Source organism: Nitrospirota bacterium, assembly GCA_016212185.1.
Classification (GTDB): domain Bacteria; phylum Nitrospirota; class Thermodesulfovibrionia; order UBA6902; family DSMQ01; genus JACRGX01.
Genome location: JACRGX010000068.1, coordinates 1 through 25,896 on the forward strand (window position 1 = coordinate 1; position 25,896 = coordinate 25,896).

Annotated in this window: 21 protein-coding genes and 1 riboswitch; all 21 genes read right to left on the reverse strand. The window is 42.7% G+C overall.

What is annotated here, in order from left to right; translation table 11 throughout:
* The coding region (locus tag HZA10_07915) for an energy-coupling factor ABC transporter permease (GenBank protein ID MBI5196233.1) at positions 1-605 on the reverse strand (605 nt) is incomplete at its 3' end.
* The gene (locus HZA10_07920) at positions 602-1,342 is read right to left on the reverse strand and encodes a precorrin-8X methylmutase (GenBank protein MBI5196234.1); all 741 of its coding nucleotides are present in this window, start codon (positions 1,340-1,342) and stop codon (positions 602-604) included. The genes HZA10_07915 and HZA10_07920, both read right to left, overlap by 4 nt.
* Before the next feature lie 264 nt (positions 1,343-1,606).
* Complete coding sequence (locus tag HZA10_07925) at positions 1,607-3,169, reverse strand: cobyrinate a,c-diamide synthase (GenBank protein ID MBI5196235.1); 1,563 nt, start codon at positions 3,167-3,169, stop codon at positions 1,607-1,609.
* A gap of 20 nt (positions 3,170-3,189) precedes the next feature.
* The gene (locus HZA10_07930; protein MBI5196236.1) at positions 3,190-4,404 is read right to left on the reverse strand and encodes a threonine-phosphate decarboxylase; all 1,215 of its coding nucleotides are present in this window, start codon (positions 4,402-4,404) and stop codon (positions 3,190-3,192) included.
* A complete protein-coding gene (cobD, locus tag HZA10_07935) occupies positions 4,401-5,420 on the reverse strand; it encodes a cobalamin biosynthesis protein CobD (GenBank protein ID MBI5196237.1) in 1,020 nt (339 codons plus the stop codon). Before cobD ends, HZA10_07930 begins: the two co-directional genes overlap by 4 nt.
* Positions 5,414-7,030, reverse strand: a complete 1,617-nt coding sequence (locus HZA10_07940; GenBank protein MBI5196238.1) for a cobyric acid synthase — start codon at positions 7,028-7,030, stop codon at positions 5,414-5,416. Before HZA10_07940 ends, cobD begins: the two co-directional genes overlap by 7 nt.
* Positions 7,031-7,069: 39 nt before the next feature.
* A complete protein-coding gene (locus tag HZA10_07945; GenBank protein MBI5196239.1) occupies positions 7,070-7,813 on the reverse strand; it encodes a histidine phosphatase family protein in 744 nt (247 codons plus the stop codon).
* A complete protein-coding gene (gene cobS, locus HZA10_07950; GenBank protein ID MBI5196240.1) occupies positions 7,792-8,598 on the reverse strand; it encodes an adenosylcobinamide-GDP ribazoletransferase in 807 nt (268 codons plus the stop codon). The genes HZA10_07945 and cobS overlap by 22 nt, the downstream gene beginning before the upstream one ends.
* Before the next feature lie 99 nt (positions 8,599-8,697).
* On the reverse strand, positions 8,698-9,756 hold the full coding sequence (gene cobT, locus HZA10_07955; GenBank protein MBI5196241.1) for a nicotinate-nucleotide--dimethylbenzimidazole phosphoribosyltransferase: 1,059 nt from the start codon (positions 9,754-9,756) through the stop codon (positions 8,698-8,700).
* A gap of 141 nt (positions 9,757-9,897) precedes the next feature.
* Positions 9,898-10,419: a bifunctional adenosylcobinamide kinase/adenosylcobinamide-phosphate guanylyltransferase gene (gene cobU / locus HZA10_07960; protein ID MBI5196242.1), complete on the reverse strand. Its 522-nt coding sequence runs from the start codon at positions 10,417-10,419 to the stop codon at positions 9,898-9,900.
* 363 nt (positions 10,420-10,782) lie between these two features.
* Positions 10,783-10,985: riboswitch (cobalamin riboswitch) on the reverse strand.
* 82 nt (positions 10,986-11,067) lie between these two features.
* Positions 11,068-11,436, reverse strand: a complete 369-nt coding sequence (locus HZA10_07965; protein MBI5196243.1) for a hypothetical protein — start codon at positions 11,434-11,436, stop codon at positions 11,068-11,070.
* Positions 11,437-11,577: 141 nt separating this feature from the next.
* Positions 11,578-12,585 carry a DUF3187 family protein gene (locus HZA10_07970; GenBank protein MBI5196244.1) on the reverse strand — a complete coding sequence of 336 codons (1,008 nt, stop codon included), beginning with the start codon at positions 12,583-12,585 and terminating at the stop codon, positions 11,578-11,580.
* A complete protein-coding gene (locus HZA10_07975) occupies positions 12,582-13,001 on the reverse strand; it encodes a PIN domain-containing protein (GenBank protein MBI5196245.1) in 420 nt (139 codons plus the stop codon). The genes HZA10_07970 and HZA10_07975 overlap by 4 nt, the downstream gene beginning before the upstream one ends.
* Positions 12,988-13,233, reverse strand: coding sequence for a CopG family transcriptional regulator (locus HZA10_07980; GenBank protein MBI5196246.1), 246 nt, complete (start codon positions 13,231-13,233; stop codon positions 12,988-12,990). The genes HZA10_07975 and HZA10_07980 overlap by 14 nt, the downstream gene beginning before the upstream one ends.
* A 188-nt stretch (positions 13,234-13,421) precedes the next feature.
* Positions 13,422-14,582, reverse strand: coding sequence for a hypothetical protein (locus HZA10_07985; protein MBI5196247.1), 1,161 nt, complete (start codon positions 14,580-14,582; stop codon positions 13,422-13,424).
* Positions 14,583-14,693: 111 nt separating this feature from the next.
* The gene (locus HZA10_07990) at positions 14,694-16,445 is read right to left on the reverse strand and encodes a hypothetical protein (GenBank protein ID MBI5196248.1); all 1,752 of its coding nucleotides are present in this window, start codon (positions 16,443-16,445) and stop codon (positions 14,694-14,696) included.
* Between the two features lie 777 nt (positions 16,446-17,222).
* Positions 17,223-17,735, reverse strand: a complete 513-nt coding sequence (locus HZA10_07995) for a hypothetical protein (GenBank protein ID MBI5196249.1) — start codon at positions 17,733-17,735, stop codon at positions 17,223-17,225.
* Between the two features lie 8 nt (positions 17,736-17,743).
* Positions 17,744-18,787 carry a tetratricopeptide repeat protein gene (locus HZA10_08000; protein MBI5196250.1) on the reverse strand — a complete coding sequence of 348 codons (1,044 nt, stop codon included), beginning with the start codon at positions 18,785-18,787 and terminating at the stop codon, positions 17,744-17,746.
* A gap of 15 nt (positions 18,788-18,802) precedes the next feature.
* Positions 18,803-19,366, reverse strand: a complete 564-nt coding sequence (locus HZA10_08005) for a hypothetical protein (protein MBI5196251.1) — start codon at positions 19,364-19,366, stop codon at positions 18,803-18,805.
* Positions 19,367-19,382: 16 nt separating this feature from the next.
* Positions 19,383-19,844: a hypothetical protein gene (locus HZA10_08010; protein ID MBI5196252.1), complete on the reverse strand. Its 462-nt coding sequence runs from the start codon at positions 19,842-19,844 to the stop codon at positions 19,383-19,385.
* The gene (locus HZA10_08015; GenBank protein ID MBI5196253.1) at positions 19,844-25,864 is read right to left on the reverse strand and encodes a transglutaminase; all 6,021 of its coding nucleotides are present in this window, start codon (positions 25,862-25,864) and stop codon (positions 19,844-19,846) included. Before HZA10_08015 ends, HZA10_08010 begins: the two co-directional genes overlap by 1 nt.
* Between the last annotated feature and the right edge of the window lie 32 nt (positions 25,865-25,896).

Below are 25,896 nucleotides of genomic sequence, written 5' to 3' on the forward strand. Positions count from 1 at the left end.
CGTATGCCTGACGCAAGTTCAATGGATGTAGTGGTGTATGTTGCCCAGTCTGCAAGAATACCTGCCATAAAACCTGCAATCCAAAGATTAGCCTTTAACGCCCTCAATCCCCTGAATGTCAGGTATCCTGCAAACGATCCTGCCACGCCCATTGACATTATATCCGCTCCCCATGTGCTTAATCCGCCGTGAGCAAGAAAAAGCGCCTGAATGAGCAGCGCTACTGCAGTAACAAGTATGCTTATTGTAGGTCCAACGAGTATCCCGGATATTCCAGTTCCTGCTGGATGTGAGCAGGTGCCTGCGGTCGGCACAGGAATTGGCATGCAGGATATTACAAACACTATCGCAGCCATGAGTCCGACAAGAGGTTTGAAGGAAATGTCAGCATTTGACAGTTTCTTCAGTCTATACAAACCGAATGCTACAAATGGTATTGCAACGGCAAACCATAAAGCCGCCCAGTTAAACGGCAGAATACCCTCAGAGATGTGCATGGCATAGACATTGGTGACAAGTGATAAGTGACAAGTGACAAGTAAAAAAACTGTTGAAAAAATTAGTCCATAATTTTTAGATTTTAACTTTAAACTTTGAACTTTCATAACGTCTCCTCCGCTATTTTCAGCAATGCATTGACAATTGCCGCTGCCGCCGGGCTGCCGCCTTTTCTTCCAAGCGATGTGATAAATGGATACTCCATATGCAGCAGCACTTCTTTAGATTCCTGCGCCTTGACAAACCCGACAGGTACGCCGATCACAAGAATTTGAGACTTTGAACTATTTAAAAGTTTCATCACCCTGTAAAGTGCGGTAGGCGCATTTCCGATTGCAACAATGCCAATGTTTTTGTTTTCCTTTAATGCCTTTTCTATCCCCATTTCTGCTCTTGTTCTTTCTCCTGACTCCTGACCCCTGACTCCTGACTTCTTTATATTGCAAATCACCTTTCCTCCCCATCTTTCAAGCGCTTTTTTATTTATCCCGGCCTCTGCCATTCTGACATCCACAAGAATATCCTTCCCATTCTTTATTGCCTTTACACCCGCCTTCACAGCATCAGGATGAAACCGCATAATCCTGGCAAAATCAAAATCTCCGGTGGCGTGTATAACCCTTTTTACAATAGGCAGTTCCGCCTTCTTGAAATTTACTTTCCCCATTTCTTCTGTGATTATTGCAAAACTTTTATTTTCAATTTCACAGGGTTTCAAAATTTTAACTCCCTTAATATCTTTTTGGGCCCTTTCAAGAACAACCTTTGCAATGTTTTCATGTACACCAAGGGGCTCGGTAAGGATAAATTCAATTTTGCCGTACTTTCTCCGCGCATCCTCCATCATTTCAACAATATCCTCATGGAAGTGCCTTCCCTTGTACAGAAAATAAGGATGTATTATTATTTTCTTAGCGCCCTTTTTAACACATGTTGAAACTCCTTCAAAAAAATCAGGCTTTGCAAACTGCAAAAATGCAATTTCCACAAGCGGCACATCACCCATTTCCCTGACCATATGCGCAATCTGTTTAAGCGCCGCATTTGCCTCTGTCAGCCTGCTGCCGTGCCCTATAATCAGTATTGCATCTCTATGAGCCATATACCATTATTTCTCCCTGATAAAATTCATAAATTCTCCGGCACTACCGTAGTTCGAGCCAAAATGCACATGCACATAACTCGCGAGAGTGTTTTTGTATTTATAGCCTTCGTCATACAGCGTTTCACCAACATTATTGCGAATAGAGTATATTTGAGTGTCAGAGTGTCCGAGCATCAGAGTATCAGAGTTCTTGACACTTTGACACTTTGACACTTTGACGTCTTGATGCTTGATTTCCGAGTAATGAAATTCGTGTCCCTTTAATTTATCTCCCCTTCTGCCCAAGATACAATCTTCCTTTAATAAAACTTCTCTGTATCCAAGAAGCGCCCTTCCCTTAGTCATTTTTGTTTCAAAAGAAAAGACACCCGCCATTTTATGGAATTCTCCGTCAAAATCATAAATTCCCTCTGAAAGATACATAAGCCCCCCGCACTCAGCATACAGAGGTTTCCCGGAATCGGCCCATTGAAAAATGGATTTCAGCATAGATTTATTTTCCGAAAGCAATTTTGCATAAAGTTCAGGATATCCTCCTCCGATATAAACGGCGGATATGTTATCAGGAAGTTTTGAGTCAGACAGCGGGCTGAATAGAACTATTTCCGCACCGCTGTCCCTTAATAAATCAAGATTGTCCTCATAATAAAAACAAAACGCCTTATCATAGGCAACGGCAATCTTTGGTGAATAGGTGGACAGGTGAACGGGTGAATGGGTGTCATTGCGGCTTGTCCGCAATCCTTCCGTCTTTGTTGTCATTCCGACTTGTTCGGAATCCATTCCAAGAAAGATTCTGGACAAGCCAGAATGACAGGATTGGGCAAGCGGGAATGACAGAACTGTAGTCTTAGCAGATAACTCAACTATCATATCCACATCAATATGTTTTAAAACAGCATCTGCAAGCCTTGAGATATTTTCCTCAGCAACAGGATTTTCTTCAACAATCTGCAGCCCAAGATGCCTGTGGGGAATTTCAAAACTCATGTCCCTCGGAAGGCAACCGAAAACAGGCACATTACGGACACTATTTTTCAGCCGCTGATAATGTTTCTCCGATGCGACACGATTGAAGATAACACCGGCGATAAATTGTTCAACATTGTTTAACTGTTTAAAATCGTTCAACATCGGCTCAGCTTGAACTACTTCAAACAATTTAGAACTATATTGAACAAATCCGTTGACAATTGCCCCTGCGCTTTCAGCCATCCCGTAAGCATCAACCACAAGGACAATCGGCAACCCCAACACACCTGCCAGCCTTGCAGTGCTGAATTCTCCGTCGTACAAGCCCATAACTCCTTCCACCACAGATACATCAGCATCAGCAGAATTTCTACAAAAACAGTCCTTCACATAGCTCTCTCCGCACATCCACAGGTCAAGGTTTCTTGAATGTCTGCCGGTAATAAGACGGTGAAGGCCCGCATCAATAAAATCCGGTCCGGCCTTAAATGCCTGTATGCTAAAACCCTTTTTCTTTAATGCGGCAAGAATCCCAAGCGTTATGGTTGTCTTTCCGCAGCCGCTGTGCGTTCCGGCTATTACTATGCCCTGCATAGAGTTCTCATTTCATTCTGTCATTCCGTCCCGATGTTTCGGGAATGCGGAATCCAGTTCTTCTTTTCTGGATTCCCGCTTTCGCGGAAATGACGACCATTGTTAGTGGTATAAAACTTCATAATTTCATTTAACAATATCTTGTTGTGTTTACGTAATTTGACGGCAATCCTGATATATGAACCGTCAAGCCCCCTAAAGGTTGAGCAGTCTCTCACAAGAATGCCTTTTTTTCTTAAACATGCAATTGCTTTTCCTGCATTTTCTATTTTTAATAAATAAAAATTGGCATCTGACGGAATAAACCTGACGCCGGATTTTTTAAAATTTTCTTCAAGAAATTGTTTTTCTTTTTTAATTAATTTAAAAGTTCTATTTGCATAATCATAATCATCAAGCGCCGTCAGAGAGGCTTTTTGCGCCAGCGTGTTTACGGTCCACGGCTCTTTAAATTTTTTCAGCCTATCAATCAGGTTCAGGGGGAAAACCCCGAATCCTGCTCTCAGCCCCGAAAGTGCATAGAACTTTGTCATGGACCTTAATACTATAAAGCAAGGATTGTCTTCAACGCTTCTTACCACAGACTCTTCCGGACAGAAATCAATGAATGCCTCATCAACAATTAAGTAACATTTAAGTTTTTTGGCAGCCTTTGCAATTTTCAGAACGCTGTCTTTCCCTAACAAGCGCCCCGTCGGATTATTGGGATTGCAAAGAAATGCCGTATCGCATCCTTTCATTGCTGATATAAACTCGTCAGGATTAATATCAAAATTGTTATTTTCAGTTAATTTGAAATTTGAAATTTGAAATTTGAAATTTGCCATCCTGCACGCCCTTTCATATTCTGAAAAAGTCGGTGTAGGAATCAACACATTTTTCGGTTTTAACGCCTTTGTAATAAGATATATCAATTCTGTGCTTCCATTGCCGCAGATGATGGATTTCGGATTTACACCGTGATATTTACCGAGAATTGTACTAAGTCTTTCGGCATCCGAATCAGGATAATTATGCAGACTTCCAATATGGTTGCAAATCTCCAGTCTGACCCTCTGAGAAATACCGAGAGGGTTGATAGATGCGCTGAAATCAACAATCTTGTTCTCAGACACTCCTAATCCTGCGGCAAATCTGTAAATGTCCCCCCCATGCTCGTAAGAGCTTAGAGCCTGCCTGCCAACAGGCAAGGTTCGGAGTTTAGGGCTCGGAGTAATGGTTTTTCCTTCAATCATATAGCAGCCCTCATGTACAGCAATATCAGTGCAAGTCCAAGACCAAGCAAAGAAGTAAGCTTAACTATTGAGACTGCATTCTCTGAAGCATTGAAATAAATATTGTCGTCCATCCGGTCGTTAGCTCCCGGCTTATGCTCCCCTACATACGGTTTTTCCATCAGCACACCGCCGTAATAAGACGGTCCTCCAAGCACCACGCCTAAAGCGCCTGCCATTGCGGCCTCAGGAACACCACTGTTCGGGCTTGAGTGCTTCCGGCCGTCGCGCAATAAAGTTCTCAGTGAACAGCGAACAGTGAACAGTGAACGGCAGACAAAAACAGAAGAAACGGCTATCAGCAGGCCCGTTATCCTTGCAGGAATATAATTGGCAGTGTCATCCAGTCTTGCCGCTGCCCATCCAAAATTCTTGTACCTCTCATTTCTGTAACCGACCATTGAATCAAGGGTATTAACCGCCTTGTAGGTCATTGCAAGCGGTAATCCACCAATTGCAAAATAAAAAAGCGGGGCAATTATGCCGTCAGAGGCATTCTCGGCAAGACTCTCAATTGCCGCCCTTAATATCCCCTCCCTGTCAAGCCTCCCGGTGTCCCTGCCTACTATATGGCTTAGTTTTTTCCTCGCATCCTCAATGCTTCCCGTATATAAAGTTTTACTCACCAGCTTCACCGAATCAATAAGCCCCCGTGTTGCAAGTGTTGCAGAAATCAGATAAACCATCAGTAAAACAGTGAATAGTGAACCTGCCTTGCCGGCAGGCAGGTAGTGAATAGTGAACAGTTGATTAATTAGAAAAAATAAACCGTAAGTGCCGCAGGTAATAATTATCACAAGCAGTATTCCTGCAAATTTTTCCGCTTTTTCGGTTTTTGAAATAATATTTCTCAAAAAAGTTTCAATCTTTGAAATCGCATATCCTATAACCCTTACCGGGTGCGGCAAGTATTTGGGATCGCCAATTACAAAATCAAGGATATATGCTGATATAAGCATTACAGGCTCACTCATAATTCACCCTGCATTTGATATTCCTTGCAGCATTTTGCATCCAGATTCAGCAGCCGGAGGATAAAACATATATCTACGCTTTTTCTCAGGACATCCGCCCATTTTTTTATTGCATCTTCCCTGCAGGCAGAATAATTAATTGCCTCACCCTTCGCAGGCAGCCCCTTTTTCATCCTAAGTGAATTAAGAAGCGCTGTCCTGAAGTTGTCATTGTCAAAAATTCCGTGCAGATACGTTCCCCATACGTTGCCTTTTTGAGAGCCGTCCATAACAACCGTAAAATGTGAATCGTAAGGGGTAAGGCGCGAAAACCTTAATAAGCCGATGTCGCCTGTACTGACACCCATGTGAATCTCATAACCCTTAATATTTTTAAAATCACAATTTGAACTATTTTGAACTACATTAAACAAACTTAAACTGCTTACCAATTCTGCCTCCACCTGAGATGTCACTTTTGTCTTTTCAAGCACTGTTTCAATATCAAGAAGCCCCAGCCCTTCAACCTCCTTATATCCGCTTTCAATACCAAACGGGTCAATTATCTTCCTGCCTAACATTTGATAACCACCGCAGATTCCTGCAACCGGTATGCTTTTTTGAGCCGCACGCTTTATGGACTCCTCCACACCGGTTTGTCTTAATAACAACAAATCGTTCACAGTATTTTTTGACCCCGGAATTATTATTAGGTCAGCGTTGTTAAAATCTTCCTCCCTTAAAGAATAATTAAGCTCAACATCCGGTTCATACATAAACGGATCAAAATCCGTAAAGTTTGAGATATAGTTCAGCCTTGCAACAACAATTCTTATCTTACCTGACCCCTGACCCCTGACCCCTGACCCTTTATATAGCGCCAGTCCATCCTCTTCCGGCAGGTTTATGTCCCGGACATACGGCAGGACACCTATGACAAGTTTACCTGTCTTGTCTTCAATCATCCTCAGTCCCGGGCGAAGAATATCCATATCTCCCCTGAATTTATTTACAATAAACGCCTTGATGTAATCCGCATCGCATAGTTTCCCGATTTTTGAACAATTTGAACTTTTTGAACCATCTTTTAGTAACTCAACTGTCCCGTAAAATGATGCAAATACTCCGCCTTTATCTATATCGCCAACAAGAACAACTGGGGCGTTTGCATAGCGCGCAACACTCATATTAACCACTTCCTGTTCCTGCAGGTTGATTTCAGCAGGACTGCCCGCGCCTTCAATCACAATGACATCATATTTCTTGGAAAGTCTGTCATATGCCGAGGTAACGGCATTCCATGCTTCGGCCTTAAATGAATAATATTCTGACGCTTTCATATTTGAATGAACTTTCCCGTTTAAAATTACCTGACACCCGGAAGGATTAGCTGCTTTAAGCAATATGGGATTCATGTCATTGCACGGCTCAATGCATGCCGCCTGAGCCTGAAATGCCTGCGCACGTCCTATCTCGCCTCCCTCTTTTGTAATAAAAGAATTAAGCGCCATATTTTGAGCCTTAAACGGCGCAACATTAAGCCCCATGTCCGTGAATATCCTGCACAGGCCTGCGACAACAACACTTTTGCCTGCGCCGGAACATGTCCCCTGAATCATTAATGCCTTAGCCATAGCTTTAAAAGTTCAAACCGTTCAAATAGTTTAATTCGTTCAACATGTGTAATTTATTAACTTCACAACGGGATATTTATCCCAGAATTCAATAATATTAAGCGCTGCGAAATCCTGTTCAATCCTGAAAATATTTTCAAGCGGTATTCCAAGCAGATGGCAAAGCATTATCCTGTTCACGCCGCCGTGCGCAACCACAACTATATTGTTCAAGGTAGTTAAAGATTGTTCAACATTGTTTAAAATTGTGCCATTTTGAACCATATTGAACAACTTTGAACTATTTTGAACCAAGTGATTGCTTAAAATGTTATTCAGCGCCTTTACGACCCTGTCCCTGACCTCTAAAGTGCTTTCTCCCTGCATCGGGCTGAATTTCATTGGGTTGCCAGTCCACGCCTTAAATTCTTCAGGGTATTTTTCTCTTATTTCGTCAAAAGACATGCCTTCCCATATCCCAAAACTCCGCTCTCTTAAATCCGGAATCACAGCCGGTTTTATTCCGAATGGTTTTGCAATTATCTCAGCGCTCTTAAGCGCCCTGCTTAATGGCGAGCAGTAAACTGCGCTTAAAAATCCCCCCGGCCCCCCTTTGTCAAAGGGGGGTGAAGGGGGATTTGAGCTGTTTAAACCATTTGAACAACCTTGAACTATATACGTTGACAGCCTCTCTATTTGTTCAACTCCCTTTTCAGACAGCGGGACATCAATGCTTCCCTTGTACCGTTTAGCATCGCTCCCTTCTGTTTCACCGTGCCTTATCAGGTAGAGAGTTGTGACCATACAATCACCATTAATAAAAATGTTATTTCCGTAAGCTCGCTCATTGCGCCGAGCATATCCCCGCTCAACCCGCCGAATTTCTTATTGAAAAAATTGACCAATGCACGCGAAAAAACATACAGCACAATCAATGAAACCGCATAAAAGACATATTGGTTTGCCGGTGAATAATGCCCGAGAAAAAGATGAAACACTGCGAGGAGGAAGATGAATGTCAGTGTTGAAATGGCAACCTCCCTGAAGCCTATTTTGCCTATAAACAGCCTCCCAAGCCCATCCTCTCTTGCGGGTTTGCCGTAAAACATTGCAAGAGTCATCGTCCATTTGGGCATTACCGGCAATAAAATCAGAGAAGAATAGTAGGTAAAAGGCAGAAAATTTGACAGGTTTTTTAATGAAAGGTACTTTAGCGACAGGACAAAAATTATAGCAATAACGCCTATAGGCCCTGTTGTACTGTCCTTCATCACTGCAAGCCGCTTTTGCCTGTCAATCTCAGGATTGCCTCCTGATTTCACAGCAATGGCGTCAAAAGTATCGGCAAGTCCGTCAAGGTGAAATCCTCCGTTAGATACAACAAGCACAAACAGGGTCAGTCCCATAACAAGGTCTGAGTGAAATACCATGCCTGCAATAACATCAGTAACTATTAACAATAATCCCTGCATGATGCCTACAACAATAAAGGCTGATGCGCTTCCGATTATATCAGCCTCGTTAATGGCAGTTTTTATCCTGACAGGTATTATTGTGAGAAACTGCAAAGCAATCAGTAGTTTTTTCATTGTTTAATATCAATACGACCGTTCAAAATTGTTCAAGTCGTTTAAACAGTTTTATTAAAACTATATTGAACTATCTTGAACTCTTTGAACTTTTCTTAGCTATTCCTTTCCAGACACTCCTGCCTCTCCGAATGTCGCCATTTCTCTGTAAATCTTAAGCCCAGCTTCAATAATCAGGATTGCAAGCGCGGCGCCTGTACCTTCACCAAGCCTCAGATTGAGGTCAAGTATTGGTTTGAGCCCTATTTTCTCAAGCATCGCTTTATGTCCTTTTTCCACAGAGCTGTGCGCTGCAAACATATAATCTTTTGTTTTTGGTTCAATTTCATAGGCTATAAGCGCGCCGGCTGTTGATATGAAGCCGTCTATAACAACAGGAATTTTATGCTCTGCCGCCCCGAGTATAAGCCCAGCAATGCCTCCTATCTCCGCGCCTCCTAATTTTGCCAGGACATCCACAGGATCCGAGAGGTCGGGTTTGTTAACTGAAACTGCATCTTTAATAACCGTCACCTTGTTCTCCCACACCTTCTCACCTATCCCCGTACCCATGCCAGTAACTTCCTCAACAGACATTCCTGTAAACACAGATGCTATTGCGCTTGAGGGAGTAGTATTTGCAATGCCCATATCGCCGGTGGCAAATATTTTATACCCCTTCCCTGCATATTCACCGGCAAGTTCCCTGCCGACTGCAATGCATTTTAAAGCCTCTTCCCTTGTCATTGCAGGGCCTTTACGTATATTCCTTGTACCGCGCACAATCTTTCTCCTTACAAAAAAGGGGTTCTCCTTGCCGTCAAATTCATAATCAACGCCAATGTCCACCACAACGACCTCTGCGCCTGCATACCTTGCAAGGATATTTATGCCAGCACCGCCGTTAAGAAAATTAAATACCATCTGCGGCGTTACCTCCTTGGGGAAGGCAGACACTCCCTCATCTGCCACCCCGTGGTCTCCGGCAAAGGTAAAAACAACCTTTTTATCCAATTCAGGCATGGTGTTTTCAGTAATTGCAACAATTCTCCTTGCAAATTCTTCAAGCCTTCCGAGGCTCCCCATCGGCTTTGTGAGATTATCAAGGCGTTTCTGTGCAATCTCATAAAACTTTTCATCCACTGCTGTAATTTCTTTCAAATCCAATTCAAGTGTCATACTCCCTCCGTTTATTTAAAGATAGTTTAAAATTGTTTTATATTGTTCAACGTTGTTCAAATACAACTTGTTTGAAATTATTCAAAATGGTTCAATATTGTTTAAGCTGGCTCAAAATTGAACTGCTTGAACAAACTTAAACTATTTTGAACCTTTTATTTTAACCGGTATCCCTGCCGTCACCAGATAGACGTCATCTGCAATACCGGCAACTTTCTGATTTAAAATACCTGCAAAATCCCTGAATCTGCGGGCAAGCTCATTATCAGGCACAATGCCCATGCCGACTTCATTAGAGACAGTGAACAGTTGACAGTAAACAGTTGACAGTGAACCGCATAAAGAATCTATCCCTTTTTCAACGTCATTACCACTGCACATCAGGTTTGAGAGCCAAAGCGTCAGGCAGTCTATAATGATGACCTTGTATTTATCCTTAATGCCCTGCAGAACATCCGCAACCTTCAGAGGCTCTTCGTAGGTATCCCACTCACTGCCTCTTTGCTGCTTGTGTTTCTCAACCCGCTCCCTCATCTCCTCATCAAGCGCCTGAGCAGTTGCGATATATGCCTTCTGCCCCTTAAATTTATTCGCCTCGGCGAGAGCAAATGCGCTCTTCCCGCTCCTTGCGCCGCCGATTATGAAAGTAATTTTGTTTTCCATTTTATTAAAAACTCTCTTTATTAAAGATTAAAGGGCATATATGTACGAAAAAGCTTTAGTGCAACACCGTTAAACATGCCATACTGCAATACCTAACCAACCAAATTCCATAAAAAAGAACTTTTAAATGCTTTGCAGTATGGCATCTAAAAATCTTGTTGCTTTCTAAAGATTTTGAGGGCATGTATGCCCTTTAATCTCCATGTAACTAATTGAATCTAATAATCCTCGTTGCGTTTAAAAGTTTTTGAGGGCCTATGTACTTACTGTTCACCTGCCAAAAACAAAAAAACCCGGCCTTCGCATGAAGACCGGGGATAAAAGTTTTAGCCTTTACCCTCACGCCCTTTACCACGAAGGCTTATTGTGAGGCTCTGTGCAGGCAGGTCTTCTGGCTCTCCCTACTTCCGTTTGCCTTCCCATCCCAAAACACCGGGAAAGTGGCTGAGTTAACAGAAGTTTTATCCCGAACAGCTCGGGATCAGGATTACAGCGGCGGGACCGCTTCCGTATTTCACGGAATTCCCCTTTAAGCCCTTCCGGGCGCCTGAACAATTGTTTAAATTATACCTTTTTCGCTTTATATAAAGTCAAGGACAAAAAAAGTTATAAGTTAAAAGTTGATGGAGCAAATTTTATTTATTAAATCTACGGCATTGCAATATTTATCTCATAACTGCCGACTGATGTCCTGTCTGCGATGCCTTTCTGCCAGAGCAGCTCAACGGTCTTTGCCTTTAACGGCTTAGGCACCATAATAATCAATTTTACTCCAAGGGCAGTCCCGACTATTCGGGACCATTCATCAGCCTTTTCAGGCGTAACACTTTTTTCAGTCTCAATCTCCATCACCGCAAGGACCAGCCCGTGATTGCCAAGTATTAAGTCTGGGTAATGACCTTTAAATTCGTTTTTCTTTTCGCCGTTGAGATTAATGTGTATGTCTTTATAATCCCTTGAGAGCTTATGCTTAAGATGCGATACCATCCAGTCATGAATAAGTTTTTCATCCTGCATATTCCACCTCGTTTAATAAATACATGGGATGTTTTTCTTAAGCGGATTTTTTCGCTGAAAGCGAAAACCTCTCCCGACACATCGGGACGAAAATTCGGGACGAGAATGAGCGCAAGAAGAATATTCCATGTATTTGTTTGGCTATAATTTTATCTTATACGACAGGTTTAAAATAAAATCAGGCGCGCCTGCCGTATTTATGTCTTCTGCAAGCAAAAGTTCAACGCTGTTTTTTCCTGAATGGTATCTGCCTCCAAGCGAGAGCAAATACGCCGCGCGGTCCACAGCCAAAAGGTTAGTTTTAGGGTATATACGCGACTGTCCCTGAAGCTGTGCAATAAGGCTAAACCCCTTGTTTAAATCTGCCTCTACTGCCATGCCGCCATAAACAAAATCCTTTAAATTAATCTTCTCATACCCCCTGACATCTCCAGGAGAAACAGCGCCAAGATTCCAGTATGTTGCAATCCCTTGACAAATGTAATAATTCATGAGGACAGAAATGCCGGCATCAATACTGCCGTTTCCATAACCTGCCTTTGCGTCCCCTGTCGGAAGCTCAAGGTCTCCTTTCACGCTCAAACCAAAATCCCCTGATGACATCAAGGATTTCTTAAGCGTTAGCCTCACATCCCCCAAGCCTGCACCAGTTTCCCCGCGTACGACAAGTGCATTATCCCTCCTGACCTCATAGATGAATTCATTATGCGGTCTGTTGCTCCTGCCGTAGTCAGAAAAGCCGAATGTGCTGTGATATGATTCTAAAAATCCGTCCATAAACCCGCCGCCGAAATAAAGCACCGGGACCTCCAGCCCGATTTCAAAAAGGTCTTTTATGTCCCTTTTGTATCTCAGGTTAAGTTCTGTAATTTCCATGTCCATATTAAAAGACCAGTTTGCTGAATTCTGGACAGTGTATGTGCTTGAATGTGAAAGGCTTGCGGAAAAAGAACTTTCAGTATCAGCAGTTTCTAGATAAGGCTGATTTGCATGAAGTGTTATCGGGTACTGGTTTTTTATCTGAAGAGGACCTTTAAATGAGAAAGCAATAGAAGGGAGAAGCACAAGAAAAAACACAGAAAGCACAAAGATAAACTTTAAATTTCTTTCTAAAAAATTAGTTGTATAAATACTTCTTCGTGTTCTCATAAAGGATTTTTAATCTTAACCCCCTTAATTATCTGCCCATCAGTTAAGTCTTCACTTAACAATAAAACAACCCCGCCCCTTACAGCAGATTCTATAATCACTGCGTCCCAGAAAGAATATTTATGTTTTCTTTGAATTTCTATCGCCTCTAAAATTATCTCTCCGTTAACAATTATGGTATTCCATTTTAATAAATCTTTCACAATTTCTTTAGCTGTAAGCACATCAAGCGGTTTACTCATTTTTCTCGTTACGTTCACAAAAAATTCCTGCACAACCTGAGAGCTGATAATCCCATTGCCTGAATTCCAGAAACTTTCCATTAATTGCACAGCCTTTTTATGCTTTTCTCCGGCAGACGTATCATAAGCATATACAAGAATATTTGTATCTACGAACACTTTATCGCCTTTCATGGAGTTCTTCCCTTGAAATTGTAATCTTCCCTTTTGTCCCAAGGTCAAAGCCTTTCCTCATAAGCCCGATTTGTCTATCCTTTGCCGTTTGATACCCCGTCTCCCCTCTGATTTTTTCTTCAAGGGTTTCCCTTAAAAGTTCACTCAGAGATTTTTCCTTGCTTGCGGCAATTATTTTTGCCTTTTTTAACAGGGGCTTAGGTAATGATAAAGTTACATTTTGCTTCTCCATTGGCAACCTCCTTTAAACTGCACATAAATATGTGTAACACATTTTTATGTGTAATGTCAAATATGCAGTGGATAAAAGGGCAGCATAAACCTTTCGTCATACAATCTCATATGCCAAAGTCATCAAAAAAAAGGTCTGAGACCCTTTTCAACGAGCCGCAGACCCTTGCTTTAAACGTTCAGCTTTGTCTATGGACTTATGGTTATTGCCCTTGCCCTGTTATTATTCTTTTCATTTATCTCAGAAACAGCATTATTTGCATCCGCCCTGCTAATGATATAGTAAGTTCCGGCAGTTGTGCCTGATGGTATTGTCACGCGGGCACGCCCGAGGCTTGTAGCGCCGGAGGTAAGTGACGGTATACTCCTGCTTCCAAGGAGGATATCACTTGCTTCGTATGTTGCATTAGTTGAGAGATAATATTTAGTGGTTGATGCGCCTGCTGAAGTCGTGCCCTGATTCTTTGTTGTATCGGATATTGTAATGCTCTGCCCTGCAGTTGCAGTTGACGGAACTGATAAGGCAGAGATAATGAGGTCAGGCATACAGCCTTCGTCTATCAGTCCGTCACAGTCGTTATCAATACCATCGCAGACCTCAGTCTGCGGCGTCCCAGGTGTGCAGGTGTCTACCGTTGAACCATTCTGGCAGATTAATTCTCCTGTTAATAAGCAGACACCCATGCCGCAGGTTGTCGGTGTTGGGATATAACCATCATCAGCTATTCCATTACAATTTTCGTCAATTCCGTTGCAGTTGTCGTCATTTCCTGTCGGCTGACCAGGTTGACAGGTATCAATAAGCAGTCCGTTCTGACAGATTAACTCACCAGTTGCCTGACATACACCTACACCGCATGTTGTTGGTATAGGTACATAATCGTTATCAATACAAAGGATACTAAAAGTACCTGAAGTGGCACTTGAAGGAATTACAACTCCCATTGTATCAGTGAGCTTAGTAAAAGTGAAATTAAGTAAGGTACTGTCTCCCGGGTTGCCAACCACATTAAACACAAGACCTGCCAGACTCCCACTACCTCCTGACAGCCCGGTCAGTGAGGTATCTAAACCTCCAACTATTATTTGTCCAGCAGTATTAATATTAGTAGTTATCATCCATCCGGTAGTTAAATTCCCTCCCACTGCTCCTGTGGCTCGAAGTACTGACAAATCATAGGTAATAGTAAACTGAAACCCTGCTATTCCTGCGGCATTGTCTACCATCACAGGAATCTCAATCATTACCCCTGCATCCACCTGTGTGTCCGGTATTGAGACTACTGCTGAAAATGCACTGACAGGTAAAAACATTGCAACACAAAACAATAAAATTTCCCATCTTCTCATCTTAATTTTCCTCCCCTTTCAGTTGTTAGTTCTAAGTTCTTAGTTCCTATTTTTAAGTTCCCAGTTCCTTAACTCTTAACTTCTAACTTAACTTTTAACTTTTAACTCTTTTTATATACATCCCCTCAGCGGGTCTAACTCCAGCGCTCCCCTTAAAACAAGAATTACATCTACAATATCTATCACGCCGTCTCCGTTCATGTCCCCGCATTCCTGCAAACACTGCGCCATGGGGTCTAATTCCAATGCACACCTCAATGTAAGTATCACATCAACTATGTCAATCCCTTTGTCTATGTTTACATCACCCATATATCTGTCAAACGTGTTTGGATTACAATCATCATCAATGCCGTTGTTGTATATCTCAGAAGCTCCGGGATTGACTGAGGGATTAGAGTCGTTACAGTCTACCTGCCCGCAATTCCCGCCCTGAATAGAATATCCATCTTGGTCGTTGTCTGTGCATGATGGAATATCGCAAACATCGCCTATACCATCATTATCAGAATCTGTCTGTTCAGGATTGTAGAGCGTTGAACAGTTGTCGCAAGTATTTCCCACACCGTCGCCTGAATAACCTTGTCCATTAATACCCTGTTGATAGTGATTATATGCCTCTGCAGATGTTATCGCCCTGCCGTATATTGCTACTTCATCAAGAAGTCCGTTGAACATCCCTCCATAGGGGCTGCCACCGATTAATGCCGTTCCGCTCAGCGTTGTGTTAAATGTCCTTGCATAATTAAGTTCCTCATTGCCGTCAACATAAAGCTTGGCATTGCCTGCTCCGTCATATGTTAATGCCACATGATGCCATTGGTTGTTATCAACCAGTGTGCTTCCGCAACGCTCAAACGACCCGCCGCCCCAGTTGCCAATACATAAATATCCGTCTCCCCATACCATCAGATACACTGCATTCTCTGGTGCGGGGTTCCCATACCATAATATTACCTGAGTATCATTGACTGCTGTCTTAAACCATGCCTCTATTGTACGTGCGCTGTTTCCGGCAGGGAAGTTGGTATCAGACACGCTTACATAACTGCTTGAATCAAAGCTTAATGCACTGCCTGCCTTACCGGTTGTCCATGCGGCTCCGGTTATCATTCCATTGTTTGAACCGGTAAAGTCATTAGCAATACTTCCGCTTCCTTCGTCAAACTTCCAATATGAAATTGCATCAGACATTTCGCTGTCCGCCTGGTCGGGGTTGTAAGTTATAGGACAGTTGTCAATAGAATTAGCTACGCCGTCTAAATCTGCATCCATTAAGGCTATTCCGTCACAATCCTCATCTATCTCGTTATTTGGTATCTCTGTGTCTGGCTGTCCCGGTGTGCATGTGTCATGAATTGAACCGCCTGTACAAACTAATGCCCCTGTCCTTGCACATGCGCCTATACCGCAATATGTCGTGGTTGATGCATAATTCTCATCTGCAGTACCGCTGCAGTTCTCATCTACACCATTGCAATTGGAGTCTGATGCATCGGGATGGATATTTGGATTGTTGTCATCACAGTCATTACCCGCTGTTGTCTGACAGTTTGCAGGCTGACAGCTAATACCGGAACACGTGCCGTCAATTAATGAATTCACATGCCCGTCACTGTCTTTGTCGCAGTAGTAATTTATAGTTGGAACTGTTGTAATTTTAGATGTGCAGTTGCCCACTTCGTCGTAAACATACACGGTTGTTGATCCATTTTCATATTCTATTCGTATCAGCTGGTTCAGGTCGTCATAAACAAAATTAATCGTTTCAGCATAAGAGGCGATAACAAATTGACAGCAGATAAATATGATGATACCGACGGATATCAATACATGATACTTCAGTTTTACACTCATTTCCATATCCCCTCCATTTTTATGGGTATAGTACTTCAATAAGTCATACAGAATTATAAACTGTATTGCCTGTTAAATATGTTATACAAGTTTCTTACCATTACGGCTAAATATTAATTATATGACAACTCTGTTTCAAACTCGCTGCTTTGACGCTCTCATCTTTCTGCTTTCATCAGTAAACATAAGATTCACATCCCCACCGTCAAAGCCGATTGGTCTTCGCTTATGAAGACCCTGTAAGGCTCGTCCAGTCCATAGGGCGCAAAGTCAGTATCTGTGCGGAGTTGGAAGGTTTCGGTGTAAATTGTCATGTCCCCCCTTTTCAGGACTTTTTTGAAGAATCGTATCCGTAATTTTATATTTTCCCCCATGTCCGTGTCTGACCCCTTATTCTTCTGACCCCTTATTCTTTTTCCTGTTTCATCCGCTTATTATGCGCTCTATAGGAAAAAACTGTTCCTACAACGCTCAAAATGCTAAGGATAATGTTAATCGGATATGGAAACCATAAAGCAAAATTAACAATGGCCACTAAACAAACTATTGAGTACTCGTATACTCTAATCTTCAATCCTTTTCGGCCCCGTTGCGAAACAATTCTTATCCCTATCGATAGGGCGATCCAGCTCCCATAATGTGTTAGGGCCTTAATAGATAATTTGCCACCAAGCAACGGAGCAACAAGGCAAATAGAGAAAATAATCACAGACAGTATTAAGAAGAGATTAGCAATCGTATATGTCATGCCATAGACTTCTTTCTTATCCGTCAATTTGTTTCTTATTTGCATGTCTGGTTATTCCCAAGCCTTTCAATTCCTGTTGATATTCTATCAATTGAGTCTGCTCCCGCTTCAATTGCAGCTCCACCAAATATTACTGGTATCCACCAAGCTTCTGGTCCTGCCGCAAGACCTACGGCGGATGCTACTCCCATAGAGACAGAAAAACCACCTTCAATTCCACCGGTAACAATATCTGCAATTGGGGCAACATAATTTGAATTTGGAAACGCCTCCGAAAAAGAAGGTATTTGGAGAAGCGGATTATCGAATAATCCTAATGGATCAATTCTATTCACCGGATTATTTCCCACATACGCCATGAGATTCACATCGCCACCATCAAAGCCAATCGGGTCTTCGCTTATGAAGACCCTGTAAGGCTCATCTAATCCAATGGGCGCAAAATCAGTATCTATGCGGGTTTGGAAGGTTTCTGTGTAAATCGTCATGTCCCCCCTTTTCAGGACTTTTTTGAAGTATCGTATCCGTAATTTAGTATCTTTGTCCATCACAGACCTTATTCTTTCTTCCCCTTAATTTTGTATTCACGCATCCAGTCTTCCCTCTTGACGTCCTCACGCCACGGCTTGCCTGCCTTATAAGATTCTAATTGCGGGACTAACTTTAAGTTATCAATCAGATTCTCATTATTATTTTTTTTAAGTAACGTAATGGCTTTTTCCACTGTCTGGATTGCCTCTTTGAAATTACCCAATTCAGCATAAGCTGCAGCCGGGGTACCTACGAAAACCACTTCATCAGGATTGAGGTCGCCAGCTTTTAGAGCTAATTTTAACGCCTTAGCTCCATTTCTAAACCTGCTGTCGGGACAGGTGGACAATAGCCAGGAATAGTTGTTGTATACTAGTGCTTTTTTCGGGTCTAATTCTATGGCTTTTTCGTAATCAATAATTGCGGAAGCATACTCTCTTTTCTCATGCCACGTGTTCGCACGGTTGAATACTGCCTGCGCATACTTTGGATTTATCTGTATAGCTTTTGTGTAATCAGAGATGGCATTATCAAAATTACCTTTCTCGTACCATGCCTCTGCCCGGGAATAATACGCTTCAGCTTTAGTGGGATCGATTTTTATTCCCTCAGAGTAATCATCAATGGCACGACTGTAATCTTCAATCTTAAACCACGCGTATGCCCGCTTAAAATATAGATCAATCCTTGTTAAATTATCTGGATTAAACTGCAGAGCCTTAGTAAAATCAGAGATTGCAAGGTCATAATTACCCTTTTTGCTTAATATTGTCCCCCGATTAAAATATGCATCAATACATTCTTTATCTATTTCCAATGCCATTGTGTAATCAGCAATAGCTTTTTCCATTTCGTTCATATAGTCCCAAACAAGTCCGCGATTATAGTATGCTTTTGCGCTGCGTGGATTTATTTTCAGAGCCTCGTTATATCTTTTTATAGCAGATTCATAGTTTCCAGCCCTGGCGTCGCGGTTTCCCCAGTCAATCATGTAACCTTCCTCTGTGCATCCAATTAATAATAGGCAGGTAATTACTAAGCACCAAATAATAACGTTAGAACTTTTCATAGTTATAAGCTGCTCCTATTTACACATGGTCATTATTTTATTATAAACAGGTTTCATCATATCAATAGGATGAATTATTGTTTCGTATATATTAGTGTCAAGGGCATTCTTAAATGCAATCGGCATTGTTAATATAGTTACAGCCGCAGTTGGCAGATCCTTATATGCATCTTTAATGCCCATATTATCTAACATTGCATCATGCTGTATCGATGTTTCATAGAGATTAGGCACATTACGTTCAAAGAACACCATTCCTGAATCACCGGGGCGTAAGCCTTTTCTTGCACTTTCGGACCCCATAACCGGCGGATCATCCTTCCCACGCAGCCACTGCGCCAACCCCAATGGATCAATCAGAAGCATTGGATTATTTCCGACATACGCCATCAGATTCACATCCCCCCCCTCAAAGCCGATCGGGTCTTCGCTTATGAAGACCCTGTAAGGCTCGTCTAATCCATAGGGCGCAAAGCCAATATCTTCGCGGGCTTGTAAGGTTTCAGCGTAAATTGTCATGTCCCCCCTTTTCAGGACTTTTTTGAAGTATCGTATGCGTAATTTTGTATTTTGTCCCATGTCCGTGCCTGACCCTTTATTCTTTTTTCCATTCTATAACTTTCAGCTTAAGCCATTTCCCACGTAAACTGTATCCTTCCTGAATGACCTGAAACTTGGCATTCTGGGGTGTAAACCAATTATCCTTTCCAAGTCCAGAAAAATCTCCTTTCCCTCGGGGGTGCATAAAATAATGCGCCACTTTGTTATCCTTCATAAATACCAACAGGGTATCTCCTTCTGATACGCCCATAGACAATTCATTGGTTTTTAGAAACCGCTGACCTATTAAATTTTGGATTGTATCACGGCTTTCATAAGGATCAAAAATATACAACCTGTCCCATTTGAAACTCGTCAATTCAGAAAGATTAATTATTGTACCCTCACCCCTTGAAACTTTTTTAGCAATAGCTGACGAAACAGAGCTCTCATATTCTCGACAGCCAAGAAACGCGATTACGCAGATACACAAACAAAGAAGAAAGTTTGTTTTCATTAGTAACAGCCTTTCTTGCCTTGAGGGTTAGTTCTTAAATTGTTCGGATTAACTAGGCGACTTTCGCGAGCAGCATTGCGTCCCTCTGAATTATTGTGTAAGTCCATGAGCCCTTCTCTCCATGGCTGATCATCGTTTATCCAATTGTCTATTTCATGACCTAAACCTGCAGACCATGCTGTGAAGCTGTTTGTTTCCTCAGCAGTCCTCCTACTCCATTCTGCATGACGCATTGCATCACCTGTATCATTGTGATGTCCAGCAAATCTCTCCATTTCTTGATCATGAATTTCATACGCTCTTCCGTAATTGGCTGGGAGATCCCACCAATCTCCAACAGCCAACCCCAACGGATCAATCAACAGTACGGGGTTGTTCAACACATAAGCATAGAGGTTAATGCCCCCCTCAAAGCCGATCGGGTCTTCGCTTATAAATCGTCCAACCTCCGGATCGTAATATCTTGCCCGCATGTAATAGAATCCATTCGGCTCGGTCATAACCCCATGTTGACCAACAAATTTGAAAGGCTGCTGCACTGCTTCAACCTGGTTCACAACATTCCCAAATGGATCATACGAATATTTATTTACCATAGCTTGCGTTGAATCCGTCATTGCAATCGTACTACCGACTGCATTAAAGTGATAACAGTATGTTTGATTAGTCGGCGTAACCATTGCAAGCAATCCAGCGCCGTATATATAGTATTTTGTGATATTATTATTTCCATCCGCCTCTGCAAGGAGATTCCCTCCTGTGTCGTAGATGTAACGAGTCTCAATGCCATTCCTTACCGCCTTCAACCTCTTGCCACTTCCGTCATAGTAGAAGGTTGTTGTTCCAGCTATGCTCTTTAAACGGTGTTCGTAATCAAAGGTGTAAGCACCCCCTGCCTTACTATTCAACTGTCCCTCGTCATCATAACCAAAACTTGTCGTATTAGCTGTTAAGAGACGATTCTTTTTTGTGTTGTAAGTGTATGAAACATCGGCCGGGTTCGGTATCTGTGTCAACGGCTCATTCTGCACAACCTGTGTTCGGTTGCCGTTGCCGTCTAATGTAAAACTATAACTTGCCAATATCGTGGTATCCGACTTTTTATTATCGAAAGCAGTCAAACGATTAGCATTGTCATAACCATACGTAGTCACTGTTCCGTTGAAATTTGTCAAACTCGTTAATCTTCCTGCATCATCATAATTATACGTTGCAGTCTGACTTAACCAGTTGGTTACTGTCTTTAAGCGATTCAATGCGTCATAAGTATAATTCACCGTCTTATTGCCGGGATAAGTAATTGATGTAAGATTGCCTGCTGCGTCATATCCATAGGCAACTGCAAATCCATTCGCATCTGTCTGCGATGTCAGCCGTCCGACTGCATCATAGCCATAACTGCTGCTTCCAATCGCTTCCTGCATCCCTGTAAGCTGATCATACTGGTCGTACGTAAAATGGACTGTAGAAGAATCCGGATATGTTATCGTATCCGGTTTATCTGTCGGCGTGTATGAATAAGTAATGGTCTGATTATTCCGGTCTTTCCTGCTTGCAAGCCTTCCTGCATCGTCATATGTAAGGATGGTGTCCTTCAAAAGCGGGTCTGTCTTCTTCGTCAGCAAACTGCGTTTGTCATAAACAAAACTCGTGGTTGAAGTTACTTGATCAGTCAAGTCCGTCATTCTTCCTATCGAATCATACGAATAATCTATTGCCGGATGGCTACCGACTTTTATGGTGTCAGGATTTCCGTAACTGTCGTAAGTCAATGTAGTCATTGTTGCGCGCCCGTCTGTTACCGTATTCTTCAAGCCGTTAGCATAATAAGTGGAACTGTTCTGATACAGTCCGCTGTCTATGGGATTGAGACTTGAATCATATCGAATGCCGAACTTTGACAATATCGGATGATGTTCGCTGTCATACTCAAGATGAGTCCCGTGGTATATGTGATCAACGGTGTCGGTCAGCCTGAATTGGGCATCGTAATTATAGTCGGTAATAAGACCCAGCGCATTTATGCTTGCGATGAGATTATGATTGCCGTCATAATAAAACCATGACGGATTTGCTTTCGCGTCAACCGTCTCTACCACATGGTTTTGCCCGTCGTATTGGGTTGTTTTTGAATTTCCAAGCGCATTCTGTTCACCGACTGTCCGCTTCTTGTCGTCAATGAAATAAATTGTCTGATTCCCGGATTCTTCGCGAATATTTCTGAAGCCTGAGAAGTAATAATTATGCGTTGTACTCGTCCCGCCCTGACGGGGCTCCACCTGCTGTTTTACTCTGCCGAGGCTGTCATAGGTATTGGTGACGGTTGTTATGCTCAACGGATTTGTCTGGCCTGTTATCCTGTGGTCTGTATTGTATCCGTAACTCCACGCTTTGTTTTCAGGGTCGGTGTAAGTATTCAGATTGTCATTGGGATCATATCCATAAGACGCAGTCCTGCCGGCAGAATCAGCAACAGCAGTAAGTTTATCTCCTGTATATTGCAGGGTTAGTGTGCGATTAATTGCATCCGTCACTGTAGTCAAATTATTTCCGCTGTAAGTAAATGTCAAGGAGTTGCCGTCAACATCGGTCCATGAACTGACCCTGTTATTGGCATTAAAATCAATCACTGTGCCGAATCGCTCCTGCAATTGATACAATCCTGTCTGTTTTGTGAGTTTCGTGGTAACACCCGGCGGGGAGTTAAAGCTTCCATCCGGCAGCATGATATAAGTCAAAACCCTGTCCTGCAAATGGACCGATACGGCGTTTTCAAAAAGCTCATCCATGGACCATTTATTGACCAATACCGCTGTAGCCCATTCTTTGACAGCAGGCATAGATGAACTCATAAGATCGAGAGTTACAACGGATGCTACCAGTGAAGCAACTGCATCCACAGGTTGTCGCATTGCAAGACCGGCATCCACGTCGCTGTGAATGTTGAGATAGATGTTATAACTATGTGTCCAGCCATAGCCGAGACTACTTTTCTCGTTATGGTTGTCGCTGTTGTAGTAGCGTTTGAAATGCAAACCCAATGGCTCTGCGCCTCCGAGCGCAAGGTCTTCATGGTCAAGCACATACGCTCCTGTAGTCATATCAATAGGATCGCCGCATTGAGAGGTACGTATCTGAGATGGAAAGAACAACTCTGAGTCAAATTCATTTTGAACGCAATAAATGCATGTTTGCCACGGATACGCTCCATATCCTCCGTAATAATCACCACCGATTATCATGCCCATCTCGGCTTTCCCATCAACGTCCTGTTTGAATTTTACGTATCCTTTTCCACTCCATTGCTGTAGAGCTAACTGTCCGTCTGCAGGAAGAATCAATGTAAATCCGTCATTGACCGCGCTTTGAAAATCCTGTATATCTTCAGCGCTGTAGCCTGTCAGTTGTGATTGTATAGTTGAGAAATTGCCGGAATCGGCAAGAAATATCTTGTCTCCATTACCATTGGCTATGTTCATTAATTTAATGGTTGACGCAGCAGGTCTGTCTACTCCCTGCAATTGTTCAAGCACGCCGTGCTCCAGCGCGCTGCCAAGGAAACTGCCTGCCTTGAAACATGCGTTTTCATCAGAGGTATTATTGTTTTTGGAGATATATGAGCCAACCTGCGTCTTGACGTCAACATAATAGCCTTCCTCCTGAGCCATGATGCCGAAGCGATGATGCCTTATCTGTATGACATTGGAAAGCTGAGCAAGCAGGTTGTCCGAAAGGGTAGTCTGCTGCATCCATGTCTGTCCCATAACATTGAGCGTCTCTGTCAATACCTCGCGCGAAGAATCGGATAATCCGCTTGTGCGGTAGTCTTCAAGAATTCTCTGGCGTTTCTTCAAAAGCCGGGCGTCTTTGCTGCCCCCGAAATCGGAAATAACAACATAAGATGAGCCGCGCTTCAGATTATATGTTGATGTTTGGTCACCGTAAGCGCCTGAATCAGCGCTGTAAGGATGATCAATCGTCAATGTCATTGTTGCCAGCCCTGCTCCTGAAACCGGCGGAGACTCCTGTGTAATTAATTCGTCATCAAGCCATAATTGGGCTGCCGGCGCAGAAATGGTTTCTCCCACATTCGGCAGCGTGACGCCGGGGTAATCATAAGTAATCCCGTCATAGGAGAACGCGATTTCAATGTCCGCATTATGGACTCCAACAGCGCCGGCCAGATAACGGATGTTAATATCCCGAGTCTGACCCGCCCCAAGACTTCCTGACCCGCTGCCGCTCAAGAACTGAAATTGACCGCTGCCTGAACCTGTCCATCTCATCCCGTTGATCGTTACAGTATAAGAACCATTATTCTTCAATTTGGCTGTGCCGTCAGCAAAATCGTCCAGATAACGCTGACCAAAGTCTATTCCATAAGAACCCGGTGAAAAATTAGGGTCATCTGCCTTAAAACCAGTGCAGTTATAGTAATCGGTAGATGGAGTATATCCGGAGCCCGATATATTGACATTGAGTGTGGCTGTCTTTGTCCCGCGACTCTGGCCGGAACCTGAAAACGTGACGCTTGTCGTAATTGATTGTCCGGGGCCAACATTATGGACTCCGCAATTCTGGGTACACGAATAGGCGCCGCTGCCGTTGTTTGAAAGCCATGAATTGAATGTTGCCGTAGGATAGCCGGCTTGGACTGAATATGTAGTGCTATAAGTAACTGAACTATAACTGTTAATTCTGCCAAAGTCCCATGTGGTTGTTGACCGAGCTGTCAAATTGGTATTACCAACTTTGATAACCTGATTAGATATGCTTTTTTCTGACTTTGTGAAATTTAGATTAATTTGAAGTTTTTGATCTGTGTTCGGTAAAGCTTGACTGGATCCAGAAACATTTAGCGCGCTGGACCCGCTACCGCCAGTATCATACGTAATCGCCAGCCTCTTCCCGGCTATATCATGGATTGAGAATAATTGATCTATCTGTCCGTGCTGGATATGAACTTTATGAACATAGGCGTCCGGCACATTGTCCCAATATGCAGTAACCGAATACGGAAATCTTAAACCTGTTGGATATTGTTCAATGATCTCTGAAATGATATTCCTGCCCCCTATAATCCCGGACATTTCTGAATTTGGATAATTTGCGCGAAGAGAGGTTATCAGGTTTGTTGAATATTCAACAAGCTTGCTGCGAAGGGCGCTGTCATTTAGATTGCGAATATAATCAGTCCCTGTTTCACCGCCGGCTGCTGTCAGAAGCGCATTACGGTCATAGTTCATTGCGGTTTTCAGATTAATGCCCGCTGTCTCTTCGTATTTTTTGAATGACGGGTCAAACATATAGTCTGTTCCGTTGATTGCTGCCTTAACCCACACTCGATCCATCGTTGTATCCAAATAATAAACAGCTGCAGGAATGCCTCCGCTGCTCAGCAGCCTTGAAATGACGCTTGAACTTGCACTTACTCCAAGCCAGTGCTGCAGATCATAATCGTCAGCTCCAAAATAATTAGGTATGGTCATTGTCCCGTAAACATATTGAACCGTTCCGATATTTGTGTTGTAATTGCTGCTTTCCCTCAACAAAGCTATCATCAATGACGTCTGGTCAAAGTCATTTCCGCTTCCATCTAGATATGTCAAAGTGGCCCCTTTGAGCGAGCCGAAGTAAGGAACGTAATCAATGTAATTATGAACATAGTCGTATATCAACTTGGGGTCATATTGAAGCGCCCGCGCAAGTTCCTCAATTCCATCAGTTATAGTCGCTGCAGAAGCAGTGAAAGCGGCAATTCCCATTGTTCCAAGAGTGTTTTCTCTTGACTGTTTTGAATTGTAGTAAGCCTCTGCATCTTCCGGACTGACAGGCTCAGCAGTCCCCATAAACCAGCCCGGACCAAGCACTTCTGCCTGAGAAATGGAAGCACTATTAGATAGTGCTCCATCAATACCTTTTGATTGATTCACATCCTCTGCATGTATTTGAGCAATCCCTAAACAACTTAAACCCAAAAACAGAAAAAATATTATTGCCTTCTGTCTGATTTTAAACATAATGGTTACCTCCATGTAATGATTTTTAAATT

Coding starts and splice junctions, on each gene's coding strand:
- HZA10_07920 (MBI5196234.1), bottom strand. CDS start 1,342: ATGGAGGATGCGCGGAGAAAGTACGGCAAAATTGAATTTATCCTTACC.
- HZA10_07925 (MBI5196235.1), bottom strand. CDS start 3,169: ATGCAGGGCATAGTAATAGCCGGAACGCACAGCGGCTGCGGAAAGACA.
- HZA10_07930 (MBI5196236.1), bottom strand. CDS start 4,404: ATGATTGAAGGAAAAACCATTACTCCGAGCCCTAAACTCCGAACCTTG.
- HZA10_07940 (MBI5196238.1), bottom strand. CDS start 7,030: ATGGCTAAGGCATTAATGATTCAGGGGACATGTTCCGGCGCAGGCAAA.
- HZA10_07945 (MBI5196239.1), bottom strand. CDS start 7,813: ATGGTCACAACTCTCTACCTGATAAGGCACGGTGAAACAGAAGGGAGC.
- cobS (MBI5196240.1), bottom strand. CDS start 8,598: ATGAAAAAACTACTGATTGCTTTGCAGTTTCTCACAATAATACCTGTC.
- cobT (MBI5196241.1), bottom strand. CDS start 9,756: ATGACACTTGAATTGGATTTGAAAGAAATTACAGCAGTGGATGAAAAG.
- cobU (MBI5196242.1), bottom strand. CDS start 10,419: ATGGAAAACAAAATTACTTTCATAATCGGCGGCGCAAGGAGCGGGAAG.
- HZA10_07965 (MBI5196243.1), bottom strand. CDS start 11,436: ATGCAGGATGAAAAACTTATTCATGACTGGATGGTATCGCATCTTAAG.
- HZA10_07970 (MBI5196244.1), bottom strand. CDS start 12,585: ATGAGAACACGAAGAAGTATTTATACAACTAATTTTTTAGAAAGAAAT.
- HZA10_07975 (MBI5196245.1), bottom strand. CDS start 13,001: ATGAAAGGCGATAAAGTGTTCGTAGATACAAATATTCTTGTATATGCT.
- HZA10_07980 (MBI5196246.1), bottom strand. CDS start 13,233: ATGGAGAAGCAAAATGTAACTTTATCATTACCTAAGCCCCTGTTAAAA.
- HZA10_07985 (MBI5196247.1), bottom strand. CDS start 14,582: ATGAGAAGATGGGAAATTTTATTGTTTTGTGTTGCAATGTTTTTACCT.
- HZA10_07990 (MBI5196248.1), bottom strand. CDS start 16,445: ATGGAAATGAGTGTAAAACTGAAGTATCATGTATTGATATCCGTCGGT.
- HZA10_07995 (MBI5196249.1), bottom strand. CDS start 17,735: ATGGACAAAGATACTAAATTACGGATACGATACTTCAAAAAAGTCCTG.
- HZA10_08000 (MBI5196250.1), bottom strand. CDS start 18,787: ATGAAAAGTTCTAACGTTATTATTTGGTGCTTAGTAATTACCTGCCTA.
- HZA10_08005 (MBI5196251.1), bottom strand. CDS start 19,366: ATGGGACAAAATACAAAATTACGCATACGATACTTCAAAAAAGTCCTG.
- HZA10_08010 (MBI5196252.1), bottom strand. CDS start 19,844: ATGAAAACAAACTTTCTTCTTTGTTTGTGTATCTGCGTAATCGCGTTT.
- HZA10_08015 (MBI5196253.1), bottom strand. CDS start 25,864: ATGTTTAAAATCAGACAGAAGGCAATAATATTTTTTCTGTTTTTGGGT.